The following is a 25,153-nucleotide window of genomic DNA, read 5'->3' on the forward strand; positions in this document are numbered from 1 at the left end:
TCGATTCGGACCTACCTATTTTGGTAAGAAATCTTGTTAATGAATAATCCGGGTTATTTTGTTTTAATAAGTAAAACGTATTAATTAATTCACTAATTATATATTAACTCTTAAAAGGTGAAGTGGGTACTAAATATTTGGTAAAAGTGATCTGACTTGAAAGTAAACGACTAGAGAACGGGGGTAAGTGGAGTTGACCGTCTTTTGTCGCATATACGTTCGAAGCGCAAAAAGGATCTGGGGACTTTTGCCCCAGACCCTTCTGCGAACAAGGGGGATGAGATTAGCTAAACGTGACCTGATCGCGGCCATGACGTTTGGAGTAGTACAGGTTCTGATCCGCCCGTTTATAAATATCGACCTGACCCTCGTCGTTGCCCTGCATCTGGGTGACCCCAACGGAAATGCTGATGTCGATGTCATTGTCATTGTGATGGAATTCGGCGTCCCGCACGTTGTTAGCGATGGCCGCTACGTGTTCGCGGGCCTGATCTGCCGTGTAGTTGCTGAAGAGGATCGTGAACTCTTCCCCCCCGGTGCGGTAAAGCACTAGAGCAGGATCAATCGCCTTTAACTGCGTCGCAATCAACTGGGCAACGTGACTCAAGACGTAATCGCCGGTCAAGTGACCGTACGTGTCATTGACGTGTTTAAAGTGATCGATATCAAATAACATTAAGGTCAACGGTTGGCTCTTAAGCTTTGCGCGGTCGAAGGCACTACTGAATTCATTTTTAAAGGCAAAATAATTTTTAACGTGCGTCAATTCGTCATAGTTCGTCGTGTAGGTCAGCTCAGCTAGCGTGTTGGCGCCGGACATGAGGGAATTGACGTAGATGTACATGATGGTCAATAGGAAGTAACTGAAGAGAATTTCCCAGACCAGTGTCCAGATGGGCAGGTCAAAGCGAAACCCAACCAAGATCCACAGGGCCGTGGAGAAGAGTAGCGTGGCCAGCGTGTAGTCAACGTAGGCCAACCAACCGGTATTTCGATGTTGGCGGACGAACTTCATCGTGTAGAAGAAGCCAAGGTAGATGACGGCGTAAGCCCACGAAAGGGAGAAGAAAATGGTGCCGTTAACGGTCATGAAGATCAGAATTCCTGATAGCAGTTGCCAAAACCGAATTTCGAGCATTAAGAAGTAACTGACAAAGGCCATCGCAAAGATTAAAAAGTTTGAGAAGACCCAACTGTTGTTGGTACCGTGAACGGTAATTTGAACCGCGACCACCATTAAAATCATGTAGACGACCCCGACATTTGCGCGGACCTGTTCGATATTTGGGTGCTTTCCCTTTTTCTTCATCGCGTGGATAATCTGATTCGTAATAAACCAGTAGAGCGTTAAAACGCCGAGAAGAAAGAACAGGCTCGTGAAAGCAGGGGTAACAAACCAGTGAGACCAAGTCATTGTTTAACGCCTTCCAATCCAATTGCTTATGGGGTGAACTAATGTGACGAGTCGTTAAAGTACGGCGAAACAAAAGATAGTTGCACTCCGTAAGTAAATTATATTAATTAATACCACAATTATATGTTAACTCATAAAATGAAAAAAAGTCATTAAATCTTGCTGAGTTTAGAAAAAGAGGGGTCAGTCCAACTGACAGCTGAACTGACCCGCTACTTTACACTAAGCTTGGTTTGCCGTACAAATAGCCTTGGTGCAGTGTCACGCCAAATTGCTTGGCGAGAGCTTGATCATGACTATCCTCAACACCTTCAAGGATGAGCTGTAGACGATACTCATGAGCAATCTTCGCCCAAAAGGCCAGACTGGTTGGAATCTTGTCGGCGTCGCCATTCATGCGGAGATTCTGCATGGCGAATTTAATCTGATCGACGAACGGTAAGAGGTGAACAATGTTGTTGTACGTGTTCGATCCCGTGCCGACATCATCGAGAACTAAGCCGATACCATACTGATGAAGGGCGATGCTAAAACCTTTCACCTCTTCAAGTGTAGGGGCTTCGGTGAGCTCAATGGTCAGAGCTGCCGGATTCATCCGCTTCTTTAAGGCGATGATGGCCCCCAAGGTGAGGGGGTCACGTAACTGTTGATTATTCAAGTTAAAAGCCAAAACTTGATTGGTGACCGCCGTGTGCAACGAGGTCGCCGTCTGTTCTAGGAGTTTTGCCTGTTCCTCAACCGAAATTTCGGTGAAGTTTTTCGGCAAGACCCACGTATCATTCTGCTGTTTACGCAGAAGTACTTCGTAGCCAAAAACTTGATGATCATCTTGGTTGATTTGTGGCTGAACAAAGAAACGATACATACCGGTCGACTCCTTAAAAATTTTGTTAATCATCTGATTACATCCTATTTTAGCGCAAAACTTTAAAAGCGCAACGTCATATATCGTTTAATGTGGTCAGCTAGTCGAGATGCAACTAGATTAGGGTAACGATAGTTTGTTTTGTTCGTCATTTTAACGAATGACCCTGAATGCCCATACTAACTGATAAGTGTGGACATGATATTACCAGGCCAACCCTAGTCTTGTCAATCAAAAAAGAGTGGGGAGAGGCGATTAACCAATGAACACTAACGTTGAGGGACGAATAATCTCGATTTGGAATTGCTTGTCCATCGGGGCTAAGCGGCGTTGACTGTCTGTTGACGCCCCTCGTCCATGGACTTGGCGCGTAAGAAAGGCCCGAGACTTTTGTCCCAGGCCCATTTTTTACATAGTCGTTTGCAAGTTGAAAAGGTCAATTCAGTGGGTGCACTCTGACCGCCAGCAGTTTCGGTGTGGGCACCACGATAGTCGCTAAATGACTGGTATTTGGGAACTCTTAACGGCTAATCGGTCGTTTTGCTCTGAATCTTAGCCAGCTGATTATATTGACTGGTCATCCAAGTTCGATAGTTTTTTCCGGCCGGGAGGGTCTCCGTCACGTTGAGAACCGGAACGTGATGCTTTTTGGCTAGTGCAACCATCGTGGTGACTGTCTTGCTGCTGGCCTGGCTGTTATTCACGAAGAAGGCGATGCGGTGTTCCTTGATATCGCGCTGCATGGCCGTGATTGATTTTGGCGATGGGTCCGTTCCGTTCTCAATGGCCATTTCAAAGCTAGTGTTGTTGCGACGATAGCCCAGGGCAGTGAGGGCGTAGTCGAAGACGGGTTCGCTGACATCGACCGCGCGCTGGTTACTGTTTTGCTTGAGTTCCTTCAACTGGTTCTGGAGGGGCGCAAGCGATTTGATATAGGCTGTAGCATTGCGGCGATAAGTCTGCTTGTATTTAGGGGCCTGCTGACCAAATTTTTGGGCCAGCGTGGTGGCGACCCGTGACATGGTTTCCGGATCGTACCAGATGTGCTCGTTGTCACCGGCCTGTTTCCCCATGACATCCTCACCCACCCGAATGCTAGTCGTCTGCTTGCTGGCGTTACTTTTGACTAATTTCTGCATCCAGGCGTCGTAACCGATCCCGTTAGCCAGAATAAAGTTGGCGTGGGACACCAGAGCGGCGTCCTTGGGTGTCGGTTCGAAGTCGTGGGGGTCGACGCTGGCACTCTTAATGATGGTGGTTACCGTCCCGTGGTTCCCAAGAACGGCTTGGGCAACTTCCCCATAAAAGTCGAGGCTGGCGACGACGTGAATTGGCTTACTAGCGGAAATTTTAGGGGCCGACTGGTGTTTAGTGGCAGAACACGCTGCGAGGCTTCCCGCGGTGACAACTAAAATGGCGGTTAGGATAAGGTGTTTCAGTTTAATTAACAAAGAACTCTCTCCTCTAAATAGTAATTATTACTATTTAGATACTACAGAACATCTTCCCGTTTGGCAAGTGTAATTTTAATTGGGGGGGATGGCAGTTGCTTTCGTAATTCCAGCTCCACGGCACTGGTCACGGCATTTTCGTCTGGCGCCTCAACGTAGCATAAGTGCTCAAAGCCAACGGCCAACCAGAATTTGAGTCCCGGATAGTTTTGGGTGGAGACCATCAGGGTGAAGGTCTCCATTTGGGGATAACGGGTGGCGAGGGCGTCAATGGTCGCTTGTCCTAGATGTTGGCGTCTAAATTGCTGACCAATGGACAGGTGTAAGATGTATAGATTGGTCGGCGTCTCTTCAAAGACCCAGACATAGCCGACCACCTGATTGGCGACGTGAATCCCGAGGCAGTGGGTCTTTTCGACCGGGATTCCGGGAATCTTAGCAGAAATGTCGGCAAATGGTGACAGTGGGTCGCGTCCTTCGATAGTCGCAAAGTACGGTTTGATTTCGGCGTACAGCGCCTGCAACTGGGGGTGTTCTGCAGGGGTAACTGGGAAGAGTAGGGCAGTCATAGGGGGTAGCTCCTTTCTTGTTAGTCAATTGAGTATGAGCTAAAGGTTGAAAGTTCCAAAATACCAGTCATGCCTGCTCTAGCAACAACATCGGTCCCAAAACTAGCCACCATTATTATTGTTGTTATCGTTTGTCCCGTTCCCGTTGCTATTGGCACCGGTCGTGGACGTGTCAGCATCCGTCGTGAACTTTGTCGTGTCGGCTAAGTCCAGCGTCCTGCGGATGTGATTGGAGATTTTCTTGAGTTCGGTCGTCGTCGGCACTTGGTAGGAAAGGCCGTCGATCATCGCATCTTGCCCTTGAAGCGTTTCGGAGCTGATGTGGTGCGAGGCGTCACCGTACTTGGCCCGAATCTGCATCAGGTCATCAAAGGTCAGGTCGGTCATTAAGTTGCCGTTCAGTGACTTTAGAATGGTTTGGTAACGCGTGATGGATGACAACCCTGCCGCCTTAACGACGAGTTTTTGTAAGACTTGTCGTTGCCGCTTTTGCCGGCCATAGTCTCCCTTGGGATCGTCGTAACGCATCCGGGAATAGGAGAGGGCCTGGTTTCCGTTCAAATGAATCTTGACCCCTTTTTGAACGTCAGCGGACTTATACTTAAACGTCAACGGTGGCACGACATCGACCCCGCCGACCGAATCGACCATCTTTTCTAGGCCACCCATGTTGATAATGGCGTAGAAGTCGATGGGAATATCCAGCAGATTCTCAACGGTCTTGACCGCCGTGCTGGCTCCACCAATCGTGTAGGCGGCGTTGATTTTTTGAATTGACGAATTGACGCCAGAGCCGACGGTGACTCGTGTATCCCGCGGAATACTGGTCAGGTAAGCCGTCTTCTTCTGCGGATTGATGGTCGCAACCATAATGGTGTCTGTTCGGCCGACATCGGAACGCCCCAACGCACCGGTATCCGTTCCCAGAAGAAGAATCGAGAACGGTTTGTTCTTCTTAAGCACGGAAGAAACGTTCCGGCTCTTCGCAATGTTTGAAGATTGGTAAGTCGCGCTAAATGTCTTCTTGGCGGACATCCAAGCTTGATGACCGTACGCCAGTCCCCCGGTCAGGAGAATCATGAGGGCGATGATGATCGTCCACATGACCGGCCGGTGGGGGTGAACGGTGGGTGCTTTGTAGTGTGAGTGTTGATCGGCACGACGGTCGAAGACTTGTTCGAAGTCCTCAGGCGACCGTTGCCGTTTGCTTCCATTATCTTTTGGCATATTATTCCTCATCCTCGTTAAAATCTTTAACCCATTATAAGCCATGCAGGTGACCAGTCTGGGTGACGACCTAGTGACTTTTACCAGATTTTAAATTCCCCTGGAATCTCATCTGTTGATTCAATTTACTAATTAGACCATAAAATTCGGCGCGCGTAAACGGACGCCCGGGCACTTTAGGCCCCAACTAGCGAGAATTATACCAGATTTCATGGGAAATATTAAGTTGTCAAGTCAACTTAAACGGTGTTAATTCGGTAACTGTAAACGCTTGCTAAAGGGCGTAGCCGCCGTCTTATGCTATAATACGAAGAGTTGCTTAAGAAAATCTAATTTTTTGTTACGATTCGTGGGGAGGGTCGCGGATGGCTATATTTATCCGAAGTGTGTCTGGTGTCTTAATTATCTTAGTCATGATTGCGCTGGGATACGTTTTGTCCCGCCGCGGCTGGTTTGACGACCAAGCGCCGAAGTTAATTGCGCGTTTGGTGACACAGATTGCCCTGCCCGCGTACATGATCAGTACCATTACCGCCAAATTTTCGGCGGAAACGCTGAAACGGACGCTACCGGATCTCCGATTTCCAGTAGTCTCCATGCTGATCATGTTTGGCCTATCAATTGTGGCCTTTCACCTTTTCCGGATTAAACCGGGACATCGTGGACTATTCGAGTCGATGTTTTTAAATTCCAACACGGTCTTTGTGGGCCTACCAGTCAATGAGGCCTTGTTTGGGCCAAAGAGTCTCCCATTCGTGCTGGTCTACTACATGGCCAACACGACCTTTTTCTGGACGTTGGGAGTTTACCTGATTCAACGGGACGGCCAGGGGGGCGCAAAGTTCGACCTGAAAGAGACGCTGAAGAAAATCTTTTCGCCGCCATTGTTGGGGTTCATCGTGGGGGTCCTCTTAGTACTGCTGAATATTCAGCTACCGAGTTGGATCATGAAGGACTTTCAGTATGTCGGTGGATTGACGATTCCGTTGTCCATGATCTTTATTGGGACGGCGATTGCCGGGGCGGGACTGCAAAATGTCCACCTCAACCGCGACAGTCTCGGAATCCTCTTGGGACGCTTCATTGTAGCGCCCGTGTTGATGGGACTGTTGGTGATTCCAACGGGGATGCCATTAATTATGAAACAAGTTTTTATTTTGCAAGCAGCGATGCCCGTAATGACTAACGCACCGGTCGTGGCGAAACTTTACCACGCCGATGCCGATTACGCGGCCATCATGGTAACCGAAACGACCCTCCTAAGTTTAGTGGTGATTCCGATTTTGATGGTCATCGTCCAGCACGTTGCCTAACTATGATCGTTTACTTATAAGGAGGAACACTTTTTCGTTTTGAGAAAAACAATGTTGTACATCGCGTTTTCAACGTTAATGTTTAGTTCTATGGAAATTGCATTGAAGTCCGCTGGTGGGGCGTTTAACCCGATTCAGTTGAACTTGATCCGTTTCTTTATCGGGGGCATTATCTTGCTCCCAATCGCGCTCCGAGCCTTACATAAGCAAAGCCACCGGTTAACGCGTTCCGATTGGGCGTTGTTCTTCTTGACCGGATTGGTTTGTGTCATTATCAGTATGACGTTGTATCAGCTGGCCATTACCGTTGATGAAGCTTCAACGGTGGCTGTTTTGTTCAGTTGTAACCCCGTCTTTGCACTGATTTTTTCTTACTTTATCTTACACGAACGGTTAGGGCGAGCTAACTTGATTGCCGTTATCGTGTCGATCATTGGGTTGGTGGTCATTGTGAACCCCGCCCACTTAACGAATCCGGTGGGCTTAGTGTTAGCCATTGGGTCCGCATTGACGTTTGGACTCTACAGCATTGTGTCTCGGTGGGGGTCAGTGCGTCACCACTTCAACGGTATTGTGATGACCTGCTTTACCTTTTTGGCTGGGTCATTTGAACTGTTAGTTATCATGCTGTTAACGCACGTACCAGCCGTTGCTGGTGGGATGCGTCAGGTGAGCTGGTTGCGGCAGTTTGCGGCCATGCCGATTCTGAAAAATGTGAGCCTACAATACTTCTGGATTCTCTTCTTCATCGGGGTCTGCGTGACCGGTGGTGGGTTTGCCTTTTATTTCTTGGCGATGGAACGTTCCGACGTCTCCACGGCTTCTCTGGTGTTCTTTATCAAGCCGGGGTTAGCACCTATCTTAGCGGCGTTACTGATTCACGAACGGATCTTGACGACGACCATTATCGGAATCGTTATTATCCTGATGGGGTCGGTCATTACCTTCATGGGGAACCGCGTCAAGGCACGGGAATCTGCATTGGCAGAGGAAGATGCCAGCGATTTTCAAGACGACGATGCACCAGTTTCCGTTGCCCAACAGGCTGCTGCTAAATTAGCGGCGCGCCACACGGAGTCGTCATCGACGGATTTAAACGAATAAATTAAGTGAGCGTTGTGGACTGAGGCGAAAGCTGCGGTCGATGACGCTTTTTACTTGGTTAGGGCTGGAGTTAACGATGACTGTCGCGTGAAATTTAGTTATGCCAGTAATATCTCAACCCATTTCTGGTGGGACTGGGGTTATGTTGGCAGTAACGACGATAGTAACTATAGTGGTCGATTATATGCTGGGCAGTAATAGTAATCTTGTGTGTGAAGAACAGTAGCATGACAATGATCAATCAGAGCCGGGGGCGGCCAGGGATGTAGCCAGCCGTGGAAATGAGAGTGGGACGAAAGGCGGTTAGTCAATGAGCATTAACGTCGATAGACGAATAATCCCGGTTTTGGATTGTTTGTCTATCGGGGTTAAGCGGAGTTGACTGCCTTTTGGCGCACGTTTTAGCAATATACGTTCGGAGCGCACAACGGGTCTGGGACTTTTAAGACGTGTGCTCTTCACGGCTTAAAAGCGAGCGAGAGGACCGTTTCTCAGTTCGAAGCGTCCTCGCAGCAGGTGAAATCCCTGGCAGCCGCAGTGCGGAATGCTTATAACACAGTGACAATCTAGTGAAAGAGCACACAAATTTCAAGGCCACACGCAAAAGCTATGGTATCATTGTTGGTGAGAATTGATGAGAGAAAGGGAGCATGGTCAATGGCAACGCTGGTCATTTTACGGCACGGAGAGAGTGTCGCCAACCGGGACAATATTTTTACAGGGTGGAGTGATGTTCCCCTGACGGCAAAGGGGCGTGGACAGGCGGTCGCCGCTGGAAAGCTGGTCGCGGAGACGGGAATTCAGTTTGCAGCGCTCCACACGTCGATGCTACAACGGGCTATCGTGACGTCCGATATTGTCTTGGAGGCCATCGATCAGTTGTACATTCCGGAGTACAAGTCTTGGCGGCTAAACGAACGGCATTACGGTGCATTGCGTGGGAAGAATAAAGCAGCCGTTCAAGCGGAAGTTGGCGAGCGTCAAGTCAAAATTTGGCGGCGGAGCTTTGAGACCGTGCCGCCCTTACTGGATCACGTGACACAGGACCGGCGCTATGATCAATTCGGTCCGCACGTTGAACCCCGCGGGGAGAGTCTTGAAATGGCCTATCACCGCTTGATGCCCTATTGGGAAGACCAGGTGGCGCCGCGCTTGCTCAATGGTGATAATCAACTGATTGTTGCCCACGGCAGTACGTTGCGAGCACTGATCAAGTATCTTGACCAAGTGGCGGATGCTGACATCAGTCAGGTTGAAGTGGCCAACGGCGAGCCCATTCAGTACGACTTCGATGATCGGTTGAACGTGTTAAAGAAAACAGTTTTGTAAGGGCTGACCCGCAATCTTCCTGCTAAATCATTCAGAATTTCACGCACCAGAGGTTAACAAAATAATAAGATATTTAAGTCGGTTAGGGCAATTGGGGATAAAAGATTGTTTTTAACCGGCCTTTTTGTATAATCAGGTTAAAGCTAGTGGGAAACACTATGGGGGAGCGAGAAAATTGAATACTAGAAATTTGGGGCATTGGGCCGTGCTTTTGGCCGTCATCTTGGGGATTGGCGGCGTGGTCTATGGCATGCATTCTATTGACGCTAAGGATGAACAAGAGGTCACCAAAGCCAATAAAGCCAACGCCAAGCAAACGAAACAGGAAATTGCTTATGATGCGTTGAAGAGTCGCCAACAACGGACGCATCGGAAAACTAGTTTTGATAAGAAACAAGTGATGGTAGCACCACAATTTACGAAGAAGCTGACGCGGGAATTAAAGGCGAAGAAGTTTTCTGGGTCGGCGCTGGTCGTCAAGAACAATCACGTGGTCTATCAACGGTCATTTGGGAAGGCCAACGCTAAAAAGAAGCGTGCCAACAAGGTCACGTCGCAGTTCCTAATCAACTCGCTACAGAAATCACTGACCGGGATGCTGGTCATGCAGGCCGTTCAGGAAGGCAAGTTACAGCTGACGGATCGATTGAGTCAGTATTATCCTAGTATTCAACATAGCGGGCGAGTCACGTTACGGCAGATGTTGAACATGGAGGCCGGCCTGACCGGTGAGATGGCACCGACAACGACGTTAAATGAAGCCGGGGTTTATAAGTACGCTGAGCAAACGGCAAAGATCAATCCTAAACGAATTAATACATTTGACTACCAACCCATTAGCTACGTCTTACTGGCGGGAATCTTACATCAGGTGACGCACGAGTCGTATTACAAGTTGTTTTATCAACGATTAGTGACACCGCTGAACTTGAATCACACGAGTTTTGCTCAGCTACGGTCAAAGACCAAGGGCATGACGGTTGGCTATAGCGGCACGACACCAGGTGATTTTTCAACGCCGAAGTTACCGTCGATGCGGGACATGGAAGCCCAAATTGCGACGGGAAACGTGACGATGAGCACGGGTGACATGTTCCGCGCCGAACGCGCCATCATTCAGGGCAAGTTGCTTACGTCCAAGGCGGGGGCCAACGTCTTACATGAGGCCGCCAACAAGAATGCCTACTACGCTGGCGGAATGTATCATCTCGACCGTATCGGCTATTACGGTCACGGTGTCGGTGATTTCTACGAGGGCACCTTCGTCATGAGTCGCGATGGTAAGACTGGCGTCATCTTCCTGTCGAACAACTTCTACAAGAAGTCCATGTGGCCGGATTGGTCGACGGAGGATTTAGCTATTTCGACGTTTAGACATGTGTTGGTAGCACCACAATTAAAATAAACGATGAGCGGTTGGGGATGCGATGTCTCTGATCGCTTTTTGCGTTGTTAACGAATTATGCGACCGGGTGGGGAGAACGTTTCTAAGAAAAGTGACGGAACAGCACGAAAATTTCGTCAGTTTTCTGAAACCTATACAAAAAATGAGAAGATTGGGGTACAATGAGAGAATAGTTAGGAGAGTGACGTCATTGAGTAAAGAAATCACGGCGGATCAAACCGCCCGTTATCAACAAGCATTAGCTACTGACCCCACCGCGAAGGTCTTAGAACGCGCCGTCAGTCATCAAGGAATCTTAGCAACCTCTGCCGATTACGCTTCTGAAACCGACATGACTCCCGTCTTCTCCATTGATTTGGACACCGGGAAAGTTGCGAACCAAAAGCAAAGTGGTCGTTGCTGGATGTTTGCCGCATTGAACACGATGCGTCATCACTTAGCAGATCTCTTTAATTTAAGCGACTTTGAATTGTCTCAAAACTATACTAACTTCTGGGACAAATTTGAAAAAGCCAACTACTTCTACGAAAACGTGCTGGCCACCGCTGACCAACCAACGTCGAGCCGAAAGGTAGCCTTCTTAATGGCAACCCCTCAACAAGATGGTGGTCAATGGGACATGTTGTGCGCCATCATCCAGAAGTACGGGATCGTTCCTAAGTCCGTCATGCCGGAAACTTATAACAGCTCAAAGTCTAGCGAACTGAACAGTACGTTGAACTTGAAGTTACGTAAGGATGCTGTTACGTTACGGAAATTGGTTGCCGACAAGGCTAGTGACGCTGACATCGCTGCTGCCAAGGACAAGATGCTCGGTGAAGTTTACCGCTTACTGAGCTTCTCATTAGGCCAACCCGTCAGTGAATTTGACTTTGAATACCGCGACGATGACAAGAACTACCACATCGACAAGGGCTTAACGCCAAAGTCATTCTTCGACAAGTACGTCGACTGGGACTTGACCGACTACGTTTCCATCATCAACGCACCAACTGCTGACAAGCCATACAACCACACCTACACGGTCGAAATGCTGGGTAACGTGGTCAACGGCCGTCAAGTGAAGCATTTGAACGTGACGATGAAAGATTTCAAGCAATTAGCCATCAAGCAATTACAAGCTGGCCAATCCGTTTGGTTCGGTTGTGATGTTGGTCAATCCTCAGAACGGCAAAAGGGGATCATGGACACCAAGTTCTACGACAAGGATGCCCTCTTCAACATCGACTTCTCCACGACCAAGGCAGAACGCCTGGACTACGGGGAAAGCATGATGACCCACGCCATGGTTTTGACCGGTGTCGATTTAGTCGACGGTCAACCTACCAAGTGGAAAGTTGAAAACTCTTGGGGTGAAAAGGTCGGCACGAAGGGTTACTTCGTGATGAGCGACGCTTGGATGGACGAATACTGCTACCAAGTTGTTGTGAACAAGCAATTCTTGCCTGACAACTTAAAGCAGATCCAAGAAACCGAAGAACCAACTGTTTTGGCCCCTTGGGATCCAATGGGTGCCTTAGCTTAATAACGATAAAAAATCTTACTGGCTGCGAAAAAACGGTCGGTAAGATTTTTTGGTTGTCAGGCATCCAGCTAATGGGTTAGTTAGATTGTGGATTGAAAAAAGCATGATCTCAATGACCCGATTGGGGTCGGTGAGATCATGCTTTTTAGGTTAACTAACTTTTAAATTTCAGGATTAATCGCGGGCGTTCAACACTTCAGGTCCGTTTTGACGACCAACGATAACTGTGTTAACGGTGTCCAAGAACAGACCATGTTCCACGACACCCACGACGCCATTCAATGTGTTGGCTAATTCGTGGGGATGGTCGATGCGACCTAGGTGCAGGTCGATAATGTAGTTTTTAGAGTCGGTCAAGACGTGCGTGCCGTCTTCCTTCATCCGGAAGGCTGGCTTGAAGCCCATCTTGTCCAATTTTTCTAAGACATGTGAGGAACCAAAAGGAATGACTTCCAGTGGTAAGGGGAACTTGCCCAAATGATGGACCAGCTTGCTTTCATCAACGATCCAGAGGTTCTTCTTGGAGTTGATGGCTACAATCTTTTCCCAGAGGTGAGCGCCACCGCCACCCTTGATGCCTTGGAAATTGTCGTCGACTTCATCGGCACCGTCGATGGTTAAATCGAGGTGGTCAACTTCGTCCAATTGCTTAATGGTAATGCCCAAGTCGCGGGCTTGCTTGGCAGAACGGTCGGAAGTAGCGACCCCCACAATGCTGAGGCCTTCGTTTTTGACCCGTTCTCCGAGTGCGTCGATCATGTAACGAACAGTCGACCCAGTACCGATTCCTAAAATCATCCCGTCTTCAACGTACTTGACGGCTTCTTGGCCAACGAGGGCCTTTAATGCGTTTTGATCCATTATCACTACTCCTCTTCTGAATGGTTGATGTGTAAGGCAACTGGTTGAACGGCCGCCGCACCGCTAACTGGCAGTTGATGCGCAGCTAAGAGATCTGGGGCCGGGTGTTGCATGAAGTATCGTTTGGCGTACGGATCGAGCACCTTAACGGTAACGTTTGCGGCAGTAGCCAGTTCCGTAAAACGTTTTATCAAGTCTGCGGCACGTTCGGCTGCGGGCTGAGATGGGCGCACAAAAATCTGCTCAAGAACCCAGCTGGTTGCGCTTAAACGCAAGTAATGCAGGCTTGCCAGCAACTGCTCATCTTGAGTAATGGTCAGTTGGCCCGGTTGTTCCGTGATCGTCATGGCGGTTACTCCTTTCGTGACCAGTTACACCTTAGATTCTGGTCTATCGCACGCCGCTTGTCAACTCCTTTTCTCGAAAGCCGATGTTCTTAGCCAGACTACTTTTGTAAAGGACAGTTTGGTGGTTTCATCGCCTTACCGGCCGGCAGATATGAGCCGGAACGGTGCGGACACAACTTGAAGTCTCGAAAATCACGAGTCTTCAAGCTTGGTCTTTTGCTAAGCCAACGGAAAATTCACCGTTGACTAAGCAAAACGACGCGCCTGGGCTCATATCTGCCGACCTCTCGGCTTACATGGCAATATAAGCTGAGAATCAAAGTGGCATTGGTGATTAATCAGATTGTGCAAGATGGTTATGATTTCTGTCGTTATAATTGAAAAGTACGATCTGCGCCGGAGGAGGACAGGGATGGAGCCGGCCGTGAAGATTGTGTTGCTGCTAGCTTACACAATGGGCGACTTTGAAGGCACGCGTTTTGCGTGGCTGCAAATCGGGCGAGAAACCCGTTCTTTGGCTGAAGCGTCCCCACAGCAGGTGGAATTTCTGTTAGCCGCAGTGCGGTAATTTTACATCAGTTTAGTTAAATTCAAAGAAACTTCGGTAGGGGAACACGCTTTTGCTGGTAATCTGGTCGTATCTTGCTTATCCTAGTAACAGAGTAAGTTGCTACATAAGAATTGATGAGGGAGTGTTTAATTATGCAACGGGGATTTGAAATCGTTAGTAAATATGCGGATAAGGGAATCAAATTGCCTTATCGGACCACCCAACAGGCTGCCGGGTATGACTTCGAGTGTGCCGAGGACTTCACGTTACCGTCTATTTGGCGGCATGATCTTTTGCACGCGTTCAAGCCATTACGGCACAGAGAACAGTTAACGACGGCCGAATTGACTGCCGGCAACCATGATTTGACGCCCTGGTTGGTGCCCACGGGGATCAAGGCTTACATGCGGCCGGGCGAGGTCCTGATGTTGGCCAACCGGTCGAGTAATCCGCTGAAGCATCATTTAATTTTGCCAAATGGGGTCGGAATTATTGACGCCGATTACTATAATAATGAAAAAAACGAAGGTGAGATCTTCGTTCAACTCGTGAATGTTGGCCTGCAAGACGTGGTGATCAAAAAGGGTCAGCGAATTGCCCAAGGGTTGTTCATGCCTTACCTGCTAGCCGATGGCGAACAGATTCCAGAACAGCGACGGACCGGTGGGTTTGGCTCATCCGACAGAAACTAAATTTTTTGGAATATCCCAACAGACTAGTGGGGGAAACCACCCGTGGTATGCTAGAATAAAGGTACTGAAATTAAGAGATAAGGGGAATGCACGTGGCTAAGCAGAAAACGAACTTTGTTTGTCAAAATTGTGATTATAGTTCGCCACGTTACTTGGGCCGTTGCCCGAACTGTGGCGAATGGAATACGATGGTCGAAGAGGTCGTCGTTCCGGAGTCGGCCAAGCCGCAATCAACGCGAGTCACCCCTGCTGGTGAACACTCTAAGCCACAGCTGATGAGTGAGATCAAGCATTCGACCGAATCGCGCGTGAAGACGCAGATGGAAGAGCTCAACCGGGTCTTGGGTGGGGGAATCGTTCCTGGCTCACTGATCCTGATTGGTGGGGATCCCGGTATCGGGAAATCCACATTGCTTCTCCAAGTTTCCGGCCAACTCAGCCAGACTGGGGGTAAGGTCCTGTACGTTTCTGGTGAGGAAAGTGCCTCGCAGATCAAGATGCGCGCGGACCGGCTAGTGGTTAACAGTGATCATCTTTACCTCTATCCAGAGACCGACATGGCCAGCATTCGGGCAAATATCGAAGAGATGCAGCCAGACTATGTGGTGATCGACTCCGTACAAACCATGCAGGCGCCCGGCATTGAATCCGCCATTGGGTCCGTTTCTCAGATTCGGGCAGTCACCGGCGAACTGATGCAGATTGCGAAGACCAACGGCATCACGATCTTTGTTGTGGGTCATGTGACCAAGGGGGGCGCCATCGCTGGGCCTAAGATCCTGGAGCACATGGTGGATACGGTCTTGTACTTCGAGGGTGACATGCACTACAGCTACCGCATCTTGCGGGCAGTGAAGAACCGGTTTGGCTCGACTAATGAACTAGGAATCTTTGAGATGCGAGACGGCGGCCTTTATGAGGTGGCCAACCCATCTGAAATGTTCCTGGAAGAACGGCTCAAGGACGCCACCGGGTCATCCATTGTGGTCTCCATGGAAGGGACGCGGCCCATTCTGGTTGAAGTTCAGGCGTTGATTACGCCATCGGTCTTTGGTAACGCGCAGCGGACTTCAAGTGGGTTGGATCGCAACCGGGTCTCACTGCTGATGGCCGTACTGGAAAAGCGGGCCAACCTGATGCTTCAGAATCAGGATGCCTTTTTAAAGGCGGCTGGTGGGGTCAAACTCGACGAACCGGCCATTGATTTGGCCATCGCCATGAGTATTGCTTCTAGTTACCGTGACACGGCGACTGCCGCCACGGATGGTTTCGTGGGTGAAGTCGGTTTGACCGGTGAAATTCGTCGGGTCAACCGAATCGAACAACGGGTCGGCGAAGCCAAGAAGCTCGGATTTAAACGGATTTTTGTTCCTAAGAATAATCTGCAGGGGTGGACCCCACCGAAGGGCATTGAAGTCATCGGCGTTTCCACGTTACGGCAGACGTTAAAATTGGCGCTGGGCGTTTAACTCGAGCGCTTTGAAGGGAGGTGAATTTATGCGTAAACGGACAGTTATTTTAGTCATATTTGCCATTTTAGGTGGGATCATGGGTGCTGTGTATCTGTCACGGCTGTGGCTTGTGATGGGAATCGCCAATCACCTCGTCAACAACCTAATTGTAAATGTCTTGCTTGGTGCTATTATTTTCCTTATTTTGGGTGTGCTCTTTGCGGGAGTCTTGATGCGATTGATCAATCAGATTGAGGCTTACCTGAACAAGCAAAACCCAATGACTTTGATTTTTGGCAGTTTACTAACGATTGTCGGCTTGGCGTTAGCCCTTTTGATTTCGCAATTTCTTTTTCGGGTGCCATCGTTCTTCATCAGCAACGTGATTCCACTAATCCTGATGATCTTGTTTGGTTACTTTGGGTTCCGCAGCGGAACGCGGCTTAGCAAGATTCGGGCCGAGGAGTGGCGGAAGCTTTTCCAACCCCGGGCGAAAAAGACCGAAGAAGAGGCTGACAAGAAGGTCTTGGATAAGCAAACGGAACCGAATTTTCATCACTATAAGATTTTGGATACCAACATTTTAATTGATGGTCGGATCTATGACCTGGCGAAGACCGGGTTCCTGGAAGGTACATTGTTAGTTCCTAACTTTGTGCTGTACGAACTGCAGTACATTGCGGATTCCAGTGACTCCATCAAGCGGGTGCGGGGCCGGCGGGGCTTGGATATTTTAAACAAACTCCAAAATGAACACATCATGCCGATTGAAATGTATGAAGGGGACTTCGAGGATATCCCCGAGGTCGATAGCAAGTTGATTGCTCTCGCCAAGCAAAACGGTGGGGTCATCGTGACCAACGACTATAACCTGAATAAGGTGATTCAGTTCCAAAATGTTCAGGTGTTGAACATTAATTCGTTGGCCAACGCCTTGAAGCCGCGAGTCATTCCGGGTGAGAACCTCCACGTCATGGTGGTTAAGAACGGGACTGAACGGCAACAAGGGGTCGCTTACTTGGATGATGGAACGATGGTCGTCGTTGAAGACGGTCGCTACTTCATCAATAAGCAGCTCGACGTTGTGGTGACCAGCGCAATTCAAACGGATGCTGGGCGGATGATTTTCGCTAAGCCTTTGCACTCCAGCAAGAACATTGAAGAACAAGCCAATGCCGGGAAATCCGGTGCCGGCAAAACAAGCAACGGCTCCAAGAACATGAAACGTTCTCGATAAGAGCCAAAAATTGGTACCGTAGCGGTGAGTTGCGGCGCCAATTTCCGTTTTCTGGGAAGGATTGAGGCCCACACCTTTATTTTTCCGCGATGGCATTGTACACTTAAGGCACTGTGTCATGAAAATGTGGCAGTGTTTAAATAAAACGTGAAATAAATTAGAAAGAGGCGCAAACGTTTTGGCGAAAAATTCAATTCGGGTTCGGTACGCACCGAGCCCAACCGGTCATTTACACATTGGTAATGCCCGGACGGCCATTTTCAACTATTTATTTGCCCGTCACAACAAGGGTAAGTTCATCATTCGGATCGAGGATACGGATACGAAGCGGAACATCGCTGACGGTGAACGGAGCCAATTAGAAAACTTAAAGTGGCTCGGCTTGGACTGGGATGAAGGTCCCGATGTCGGTGGGGATTACGGTCCTTACCGTCAGTCCGAACGGCGCGACATTTACACGCCACTCATCCAACAACTGTTAGATGAAGGCAAAGCTTACGAATCATACCGGACGGAAGACGAATTAACTGCCGACCGGGAAGCTCAAAAAGCGCGTAAGGAAATGCCACACTACGAATATGAATACGCTGGTATGGACGAGGAAGAAAAACAAGCTGCCATTGACGCCGCTAAGGCTAAGGGGTTGAAGCCGGTTATTCGTTTCCGCGTACCCAAGGACGAAATCTTCGAATGGGACGACATGGTTAAGGGTCACGTGTCCTTCAACTCCGATACCATTGGTGGGGACTTCGTTATCGCCAAGCGCGATGGCATGCCAACCTACAACTTTGCCGTTGTGGTTGACGACCACAAGATGGCAATCAGCCACGTCTTCCGTGGGGATGACCACGTTGCCAACACGCCAAAGCAATTGATGATCTACCAAGCATTCGGCTGGGAAGCACCAAAGTTCGGCCACATGAGCTTGATTATCAGCAAGGACACCGGTAAGAAGCTGTCTAAGCGTGACGAATCCGTCTTACAATTCATCGAACAATACCGTGACTTGGGTTACCTGCCAGAAGCCATGTTCAACTTCATTCTGTTGTTGGGCTGGTCACCAGTGGGCGAAGACGAAATCTTCAACCGGAAGCAATTTATCAAGATGTACGACGAAACGCGCCTGAGTTCATCACCCGCAACGTTTGACAGTGATAAGTTGGAATGGTTGAACAACCGTTATGTCAAGGATGCCGACGACAGTACCGTCATGGATTTGGCCTTGAAGCAATTGATCAAGGCTGGGAACGTTCCGGCTAACCCTGATACGGCAACCATCGAATGGTCACGTCAACTCATCAACCTCTACAAGCGACAAATGAGCTACATGGCCCAAATCAACGATATGGCTTCCGTCTTCTTCCAGGAACCAGAACAAGTTTCTGGCGACGCCTTAGCTGAAATCAGCAACGACACGGCACCAATCGTGTTGAAGGAATTCGCTGAACAGATTGAAAAGCTGGACCTCTTTGATTCCGTAGAAATTTTCCACGTGATCAAGGCCGTTCAAGCCAAGACCGGCATCAAGGGCCGTCAACTTTGGATGCCAATCCGAATTGCCGTGACCCACGAAATGCACGGTCCAGAATTACCAGAATCCATTGAATTAGTTGGTCGCAAGACGGCCTTACAACACATTCACCAGACGTTAGCCCAACTCGAAGGTTAGTGATTTGGTAAAGAAGCCGAATATGAGCGGATAAGCTGCTCATTCGGCTTCTTTGTTTTCTCCGGGATATGCTACAATGGAGCTAACTCATTTGGTTCTGTGGTTTGGTGAAAATTGGCCGCACTGCGGCTGCCAGGGATTCCACCTGCTGTGGGAACGCTTCAGCCTGGAAGATCACCAGTCTTCTCGCTCGATTTGAAGCCACACAAAAATCGTGTGTCTTCAAAGTCGTCCATGGTGTAAGTCGGGAAAGTCCCCCGACTAACGCCATTATCACGGCTGAATCCATTCCTGGCCGCCTCTGGCTACAGATTGTTCATTCATGCGGTAGATGTTACCTAGATGCTGTGTGTGACGGCCATCTACTGGCAGTGCAGTCTTATTGGTCTCGATATGGCTGCCATTGAACAACAGTGTAAGCCGAGAGGTCGGCAGATATGAGCTCAGGCGCGTCGTTCTGCTAAGTCGGCGTTCTTGGCCGGCTTAGCAGAAGACCAAGCTTGGAGACTCGGCACTTACGAGGCTTCAAGTTGTGTCCGCACCGTTCCAGCCCATATCTGCCGACTGGTAAGGCGCAGGCTACTGCAAAGCTACAGAATTAAAATATAAAAGTGACGCGAAAGGAGCCTTGGGATGCTCAAAGTATTTAACACACTGACTCGGCAAAAAGAGACTTTCGAGCCAATTACCCCCGGTGTGGTCAACATGTACGTGTGTGGCCCCACCGTTTATAATTACATTCACATTGGGAACGCGCGGAGTGCCATTGCGTTTGACACGATTCGGCGCTACTTCGAATACCGCGGTTACCAAGTCAAATACGTTTCTAATTTTACTGATGTCGACGATAAGATGATTAATGAAGCCCACCGGTTAGGGATTACGGTGCCTGAATTGGGGGACCGGTTTATTGCGGCCTTTAAGGAAGACACGGCGGCGTTAAACATTGAGCCAGCTACGGTCAATCCACGAGCGACCGACCATATCAATGAAATCGTGTCCTTTGTCCAAGACCTAGTTGACAAGGGATATGCCTATCCGGTTGATGGGGACGTCTATTACCGGGCACATAAGTTTGCCCACTATGGTGAATTGGCGCACATGAATTTGGATGATCTGGAAGAGGGCGCTTCGCAGCACACAAACGATGAAGAGACTGCCCGTAAGGAAGATCCCGTCGACTTTGCGCTCTGGAAGGGGGCTAAGCCCGGCGAAATTTCCTGGCCATCTCCTTGGGGGGCCGGTCGTCCTGGTTGGCACATCGAGTGTTCCGTCATGTCCACCCATTACCTTGGCGATACCTTTGACATTCATGGGGGTGGCGAAGACTTGATCTTCCCCCATCATCAAAATGAAATTGCTCAGAGTGAGGCCAAGACGGGTAAAACCTTCGTTCACTACTGGTTACACAATGGTTTTGTGACCATCGGCGATGACAATGAGAAGATGAGTAAGTCACTGGGCAACTTTGTGACGGTCCACGACATTTTAAAGACGGTGGACGCACAAACGCTGCGGTTCTTCATGGCAACGACGCAGTATCGGCGGCCAATTCAGTACAGTCAGCGGAACTTGGATACGGCTGTCCGGAATCTCGAACGACTGCAGACAGCGTATGACAATATGGGCTACCGCTTGAAGGATGCTGAAGCCGGCAATGACCCGAAGACGGAGCAGGAAACGCGGCAGATCGTGGCGGATTACATCGACGCCATGGATGATGATTTTAACGTTCAAAATGGGGTGTCTGAAGTCTATGATTTGGCCCGGTTAGGCAACGTCTATGCTGAACGGCCGGTGGTCTTCAAGGGCACACTAGAGTTTATGCGGCAAACACTGACGGACTTACTGAGCGTTTTTGGAGTCAAGTTAGCGTCCGCGGCCGAGCTAGACGATGACCATATCGAGGCATTGATCCAAGAACGAATCGAAGCCCGGAACAACCGGAACTTTGAACGGAGCGATGAAATTCGCGAACAACTTAAAAACGACGGCATCATTTTGGAAGATACGCCCCAAGGGACGCGTTGGAGAAAGGGAAATTAATGACAATTGAAGCAGCAGATTATCGACAATTGAACGGGGTCGCACTGGCCTACATGGGCGACGCGGCATACGAGGTCATCATTCGCCGGCATTTGATCGCAGAAGGCCTGGCAAAACCGAACCATTTACAAAAGACAGCAACGCACTACGTTTCGGCTAAGGCCCAAGCGGCGTTGATCAACCTGATGGAACAAGACAAGCTCCTGAGTGAGGACGAATGGACGATGTTCAAACGCGGGCGAAATGCTAAGAGCTACACCCACGCCAAGAACACGGATGTCGTGACTTACCGAATCTCAACCGGATTTGAAGCGCTCATGGGATATTTGGCCCTGAGTGGCAAGCAAGACCGAGTAGACGAATTAGGACAATGGTGCATTCAACAAGTGGAAGCGGGGCGAACTGAGTAATGAAACCAGAACAATCAGAAAAAGATATCAGCAGTGACTTTGTCATTGGTCGGCATCCAGCCGTGGCGGCCTTACGGAGCCAACAGACCATCAACAAGGTGTTCCTCCAGAGTGGGTTAAAGGCCGAAGCACTGGACGAAATTCGTCAGTTGGCAAAGAAGCGGCATCTGGTCATTTCCGAAGTCCCTAAGCAAAAGCTGGACCTGTTAACGGACCACCAAAATCACCAGGGGGTCGCCCTAGGGGTTGCCGCCTTTGAGTACGCCACCATTGACGACTTATTCGCTAAGGCCGAAGCTGCCGGTGAAGCACCATTCTTCTTGATTTTGGATGGCGTTGAAGATCCTCATAACTTGGGGTCGATTCTGCGGACAGCCGATGCCAGTGGTGTTCACGGAATCATTATTCCCAAGCGGCGTGCAGTTGGGTTGACATCCGTGGTGGCCAAGACATCGACGGGGGCCATCGAGACGGTACCGGTTGCCCGGGTCACCAACATGGTCAACACGGTTAAAGAATTGAAGGACCGCGGATTGTGGATCTTTGGGACCGATATGAATGGAACTGACTACCGTGACTGGGACGCTAAGGGCGCCAGTGCCTTGATCATTGGCAACGAGGGCAAGGGTATTTCGCGCTTGCTAAAGGAAACGGTCGACGTGACGTTGACGATTCCAATGGTTGGTCACGTGCAAAGCTTAAACGCCAGTGTTGCGGCCGGTTTGTTGATGTACCAAGGCTTCAGTTCTCGTCACCCCGTGCAACACTAAGTCAAAAAGAAATGAGCGAGGGATAATGAAAGAAGACATTTTAATTGTCGATGCCTATAACATGATCGGCAACTGGCCCAAACTCAACCGATTGAAATTAGCAGATCGGTTACCAGAAGCACGGGATGAGCTGCTGAGCATGTTGGCCAATTACCGTAAGCTGCGTGACGCGTCGATCACCGTGGTGTTTGATGCCATGTACGTTCCCGGTATCTCTAAGAGCTACAAGCAGTTTGACTTGGAAGTCGTTTGGACAAACAGGGATGAGACGGCGGACAGCTATATTGAAAAATTGGCCAAGGAGCGGCAAACGCGGTTCACCCAAGTCACGGTTGCCACTAGTGACCAGGCTGAACAGTGGACCATCTTCTCCGAAGGCGCCTTGCGAATCCCAGCGGGTGAACTTCTCCGAGATATCGAACGGGCCCAAAACGAGGTCAAACAGACGGCCCGCGAATTCGCGGACAAGGGCATGGTGCGTAAATCACCGTGGAATGATCAGCAACTTTATAAGTTAGAGAAGTTGCGCGACCAAATGATGGCAAAGCCGGCGAAGAAGAAAAAGTAGCTGTAGATTGTAGGTGGAATCTATCTACTGATTGGTAACTATTAGTCGAAGTGGGATGGACGTAGTCTGAAATCACAAACAGTTTTTACTTAAATTCGATAGGAAACTCGTTGTTGGGTCAGTGTCAATCGTCGCTGACGGATTTTAGTTGCCACGATATTAGTATTAAATGATGCCTACTCGGGCATGCTTGATAAGCGAATCACATTTAATTTTCCAGTACCGATGGCATCAGCGCACAACCTGAGCCGGAGGAGGCCAGAGATGTAGCCAGCCGTGAAAATGGTGTTAGTCGGGGTTCTTGCCCGACTTACAGCATGGACGACCTGAGAGACGCATGGTTTTTTGCGGCTTTCAGGCGAGCCGAAAGCCCGTTTCTCAGGCTGTAGGCGTTCCTCACAGCAGGCGGAATCTCTGGCAGCCGGAGTGCGGCCAAGTTATACAATTTGATTCTAGAAATATAAATTTAAAAATGAACGTTCGTTCGCTCGGCGAAAGGGCGGCCTTCCCGTAGACTGGAACTTACCAGACGAAGGGGAGGCTTTTTCATTGACTGAGTTAAGCGATACCGCACTATTAGAGTTGATTCACCAGGGGACGGATTCACCCGCGTTGCGTGTTTTATTTGAACGTTATCGGCCAGTTCTGTACCGAATGCAGCACCGCTATTTTATTCCCGGCCATGATGAGGATGACTGGGAGCAAGAAGCACTCCTGGTTTTTTGTACCGTCATTGAAAATTTTAAATTTAGTCGTTCCTTAAGCTTTGGCGCCTTTTACCGGTTGAACTTGGCTCATCGCGTGTACGATCTGATTCGTAAAAGTCATGCGTTAAAGCGTCAGGCGGGACAATCGCCGCTTTCAATCGAAGAACATGGCACCTATTTTGCGGATACCTTAGTCGACGAGCATTGGGTCGTGCGTGAACAATTAGAAGTCAAGGAAACTTTGTTGCAATTACAGGGCGAGCTATCAGTGATTGAGCGCACCGTGTTTACTGGGTTGGTTCAGGGCAGTAGTCTAGGGGCCATCAGTCAGCAGCAGGCGTTGCCGTTAAAGCAGGTGATTTCCGCCGCTCACCGAAGTCAGATCAAGCTGCGGCGACTATTGGCCGAATGATTGACGGGCGGGGCAAACGATGGTAAGCTATTGCAGTATGAGTTGAAGACGATTTGATCAAAGGTGGTGGCAAAATGGCTCAACGGAAAATTGCCCTGGCTTGTTCGGTTTGCGGGTCACGGAATTACACCATCACAGCAAGTGCAACCCGCACGAAACGGCTAGAGGTTATGAAGTTTTGTAAGTACTGCGGTAAGCACACGTTACACCGCGAAACCCGTTAATTTGACTAATCACAACGACAAACACTAATTCTAGGGAGGCAACACCATGCGTTTATTCCGTTTTTTTAAGGCGGTCGGGCAGGAAATGAAACAAGTTTCTTGGCCAGGCCCTAAGCAGACCCGGCACGATACCGGAACTGTAGTTGGCATTTCAATCCTGTTCGCAATCTTCTTTGCGGTTGTTGATTGGGTCGTTCAATTTGGCCTGAAGTTCCTCGCTTAGTGGAATTGTCGGTAGTCAAATGTGACTAAATATGCTATATTAGTAGGTAACAGGGAACTTCGTGTACGCGGAGTTTTTTTATTTTGCTCGAAAAGTCAATGAAATTAAAGGAGTGCACCAAAATGGTTGAGTCAGCTGAAAAGCAATGGTACGTTCTTCACACCTACGCAGGTTACGAGAACAAGGTTATGGCGAACTTGGAATCCCGGGCCGAATCAATGGGGATGCAAGACAACATCTTCCGGGTCGTCGTTCCCGAAGAAGAGGAACACGAAGTTAAGAACGGTAAGGACAAGGTCACAATGGAAAAGACTTTCCCTGGCTATGTCTTGGTTGAAATGGTCATGAGTGACCAAGCTTGGTACATTGTGCGGAACACGCCTGGTGTCACTGGGTTCTTGGGCTCACATGGTCAAGGGAGTAAGCCAACGCCATTGTTGCCAGATGAAGTTGAACGCATCTTACGGCGAGTTGGCATTTCTGCACGGCATGCCGACTTGGACGTTGCTCCTGGCGATTCCGTCACGATCGTCGATGGTGCCTTCAGTGGCCTAGTTGGTAAGATTACTGAAGTTGACAACGAAAAGATGAAGTTGAAGGTCAACATTGATATGTTCGGGCGGGAAACCAGTACTGAACTGAACTTTGACCAAGTTGACCCAATCTTAGGTTAATTTGAAAAGAACTTGTTGCAGTTAGTAAAGTGTGGTATGATTCTCAGGTATGCGTGATGCATATGTACAAAGTGGGAGGGGCAAACTAACAGCCCCACTTACCACACACG

25 protein-coding genes are annotated in these 25,153 nt (G+C 49.2%); 18 read left to right on the forward strand and 7 right to left on the reverse strand.

All coding sequences use genetic code 11. The features are described from left to right. Positions 1 to 283: 283 nt before the first annotated feature. The 5 genes from FC99_RS03335 to FC99_RS03355 all read right to left on the reverse strand — a co-directional run bounded on the left by FC99_RS03335 (position 284) and on the right by FC99_RS03355 (position 5,526). The gene (locus FC99_RS03335; protein WP_048732482.1) at positions 284 to 1,414 is read right to left on the reverse strand and encodes a GGDEF domain-containing protein; all 1,131 of its coding nucleotides are present in this window, start codon (positions 1,412 to 1,414) and stop codon (positions 284 to 286) included. A gap of 217 nt (positions 1,415 to 1,631) precedes the next feature. After that, complete coding sequence (locus tag FC99_RS03340; protein ID WP_048732481.1) at positions 1,632 to 2,279, reverse strand: EAL domain-containing protein; 648 nt, start codon at positions 2,277 to 2,279, stop codon at positions 1,632 to 1,634. A gap of 527 nt (positions 2,280 to 2,806) precedes the next feature. Beyond that, positions 2,807 to 3,724: a metal ABC transporter solute-binding protein gene (locus FC99_RS03345; RefSeq protein ID WP_048736250.1), complete on the reverse strand. Its 918-nt coding sequence runs from the start codon at positions 3,722 to 3,724 to the stop codon at positions 2,807 to 2,809. A gap of 47 nt (positions 3,725 to 3,771) precedes the next feature. Beyond that, a complete protein-coding gene (locus tag FC99_RS03350) occupies positions 3,772 to 4,299 on the reverse strand; it encodes a GNAT family N-acetyltransferase (protein ID WP_048732479.1) in 528 nt (175 codons plus the stop codon). 102 nt (positions 4,300 to 4,401) lie between these two features. Beyond that, complete coding sequence (locus FC99_RS03355) at positions 4,402 to 5,526, reverse strand: LCP family glycopolymer transferase (protein ID WP_048732477.1); 1,125 nt, start codon at positions 5,524 to 5,526, stop codon at positions 4,402 to 4,404. 365 nt (positions 5,527 to 5,891) lie between these two features. On the opposite strand from FC99_RS03355, the gene FC99_RS03360 reads away from it, so the two are divergent. From FC99_RS03360 to FC99_RS03380, 5 genes are all read left to right on the forward strand, one after another. Next, on the forward strand, positions 5,892 to 6,839 hold the full coding sequence (locus FC99_RS03360) for an AEC family transporter (protein ID WP_048732475.1): 948 nt from the start codon (positions 5,892 to 5,894) through the stop codon (positions 6,837 to 6,839). 39 nt (positions 6,840 to 6,878) lie between these two features. Further along, the gene (locus tag FC99_RS03365) at positions 6,879 to 7,943 is read left to right on the forward strand and encodes a DMT family transporter (RefSeq protein ID WP_048732472.1); all 1,065 of its coding nucleotides are present in this window, start codon (positions 6,879 to 6,881) and stop codon (positions 7,941 to 7,943) included. Between the two features lie 657 nt (positions 7,944 to 8,600). After that, entirely contained in the window at positions 8,601 to 9,272 is a 672-nt protein-coding gene (locus FC99_RS03370) for a 2,3-bisphosphoglycerate-dependent phosphoglycerate mutase (RefSeq protein ID WP_048732470.1), read from the forward strand. Positions 9,273 to 9,447: 175 nt separating this feature from the next. Next, entirely contained in the window at positions 9,448 to 10,677 is a 1,230-nt protein-coding gene (locus tag FC99_RS03375) for a serine hydrolase domain-containing protein (RefSeq protein WP_048732467.1), read from the forward strand. 190 nt (positions 10,678 to 10,867) lie between these two features. Then, positions 10,868 to 12,202 (forward strand): C1 family peptidase, encoded by a 1,335-nt coding sequence (locus FC99_RS03380; RefSeq protein ID WP_048732465.1) that lies wholly within the window; start codon positions 10,868 to 10,870, stop codon positions 12,200 to 12,202. A gap of 174 nt (positions 12,203 to 12,376) precedes the next feature. On the opposite strand, the gene rpiA is transcribed toward FC99_RS03380, so the two are convergent. Beyond that, positions 12,377 to 13,063, reverse strand: coding sequence for a ribose-5-phosphate isomerase RpiA (gene rpiA, locus FC99_RS03385; protein WP_048732464.1), 687 nt, complete (start codon positions 13,061 to 13,063; stop codon positions 12,377 to 12,379). 5 nt (positions 13,064 to 13,068) lie between these two features. Next, a complete protein-coding gene (locus FC99_RS03390; protein WP_048732463.1) occupies positions 13,069 to 13,410 on the reverse strand; it encodes a hypothetical protein in 342 nt (113 codons plus the stop codon). A 412-nt stretch (positions 13,411 to 13,822) separates the two neighbouring features. On the opposite strand from FC99_RS03390, the gene FC99_RS13915 reads away from it, so the two are divergent. The 13 genes from FC99_RS13915 (at position 13,823) to nusG (ending at position 25,043) form a co-directional block, all read left to right on the forward strand. Beyond that, complete coding sequence (locus FC99_RS13915; protein WP_156166882.1) at positions 13,823 to 13,978, forward strand: hypothetical protein; 156 nt, start codon at positions 13,823 to 13,825, stop codon at positions 13,976 to 13,978. A 134-nt stretch (positions 13,979 to 14,112) separates the two neighbouring features. After that, positions 14,113 to 14,652 carry a dCTP deaminase/dUTPase family protein gene (locus tag FC99_RS03395; RefSeq protein ID WP_048732462.1) on the forward strand — a complete coding sequence of 180 codons (540 nt, stop codon included), beginning with the start codon at positions 14,113 to 14,115 and terminating at the stop codon, positions 14,650 to 14,652. A gap of 92 nt (positions 14,653 to 14,744) precedes the next feature. After that, entirely contained in the window at positions 14,745 to 16,121 is a 1,377-nt protein-coding gene (gene radA, locus FC99_RS03400) for a DNA repair protein RadA (protein ID WP_156166881.1), read from the forward strand. A gap of 28 nt (positions 16,122 to 16,149) precedes the next feature. Beyond that, positions 16,150 to 17,340: a PIN/TRAM domain-containing protein gene (locus tag FC99_RS03405; RefSeq protein ID WP_048732460.1), complete on the forward strand. Its 1,191-nt coding sequence runs from the start codon at positions 16,150 to 16,152 to the stop codon at positions 17,338 to 17,340. 178 nt (positions 17,341 to 17,518) lie between these two features. Further along, positions 17,519 to 19,009, forward strand: a complete 1,491-nt coding sequence (gene gltX, locus FC99_RS03410) for a glutamate--tRNA ligase (protein WP_048732459.1) — start codon at positions 17,519 to 17,521, stop codon at positions 19,007 to 19,009. Between the two features lie 633 nt (positions 19,010 to 19,642). Then, positions 19,643 to 21,055 (forward strand): cysteine--tRNA ligase, encoded by a 1,413-nt coding sequence (gene cysS, locus FC99_RS03420; RefSeq protein ID WP_048732458.1) that lies wholly within the window; start codon positions 19,643 to 19,645, stop codon positions 21,053 to 21,055. Between the two features lie 5 nt (positions 21,056 to 21,060). Next, positions 21,061 to 21,465 carry a Mini-ribonuclease 3 gene (locus tag FC99_RS03425; protein WP_156166963.1) on the forward strand — a complete coding sequence of 135 codons (405 nt, stop codon included), beginning with the start codon at positions 21,061 to 21,063 and terminating at the stop codon, positions 21,463 to 21,465. Then, a complete protein-coding gene (gene rlmB / locus FC99_RS03430; RefSeq protein ID WP_048732456.1) occupies positions 21,465 to 22,235 on the forward strand; it encodes a 23S rRNA (guanosine(2251)-2'-O)-methyltransferase RlmB in 771 nt (256 codons plus the stop codon). Before FC99_RS03425 ends, rlmB begins: the two co-directional genes overlap by 1 nt. Positions 22,236 to 22,260: 25 nt before the next feature. Next, positions 22,261 to 22,803 carry an NYN domain-containing protein gene (locus tag FC99_RS03435; protein WP_048732455.1) on the forward strand — a complete coding sequence of 181 codons (543 nt, stop codon included), beginning with the start codon at positions 22,261 to 22,263 and terminating at the stop codon, positions 22,801 to 22,803. Between the two features lie 549 nt (positions 22,804 to 23,352). Then, positions 23,353 to 23,922 carry a sigma factor gene (locus FC99_RS03440; RefSeq protein WP_048732454.1) on the forward strand — a complete coding sequence of 190 codons (570 nt, stop codon included), beginning with the start codon at positions 23,353 to 23,355 and terminating at the stop codon, positions 23,920 to 23,922. Positions 23,923 to 23,996: 74 nt separating this feature from the next. Then, positions 23,997 to 24,146, forward strand: coding sequence for a 50S ribosomal protein L33 (rpmG, locus tag FC99_RS13565; RefSeq protein WP_082153174.1), 150 nt, complete (start codon positions 23,997 to 23,999; stop codon positions 24,144 to 24,146). 46 nt (positions 24,147 to 24,192) lie between these two features. Continuing rightward, positions 24,193 to 24,369 carry a preprotein translocase subunit SecE gene (gene secE / locus FC99_RS03445; RefSeq protein ID WP_048732453.1) on the forward strand — a complete coding sequence of 59 codons (177 nt, stop codon included), beginning with the start codon at positions 24,193 to 24,195 and terminating at the stop codon, positions 24,367 to 24,369. A 122-nt stretch (positions 24,370 to 24,491) separates the two neighbouring features. Continuing rightward, the gene (nusG, locus tag FC99_RS03450) at positions 24,492 to 25,043 is read left to right on the forward strand and encodes a transcription termination/antitermination protein NusG (protein WP_048732452.1); all 552 of its coding nucleotides are present in this window, start codon (positions 24,492 to 24,494) and stop codon (positions 25,041 to 25,043) included. The last annotated feature ends 110 nt before the right edge of the window (positions 25,044 to 25,153 follow it).

Source organism: Levilactobacillus koreensis JCM 16448 (assembly GCF_001435525.1).
Lineage (GTDB): Bacteria > Bacillota > Bacilli > Lactobacillales > Lactobacillaceae > Levilactobacillus > Levilactobacillus koreensis.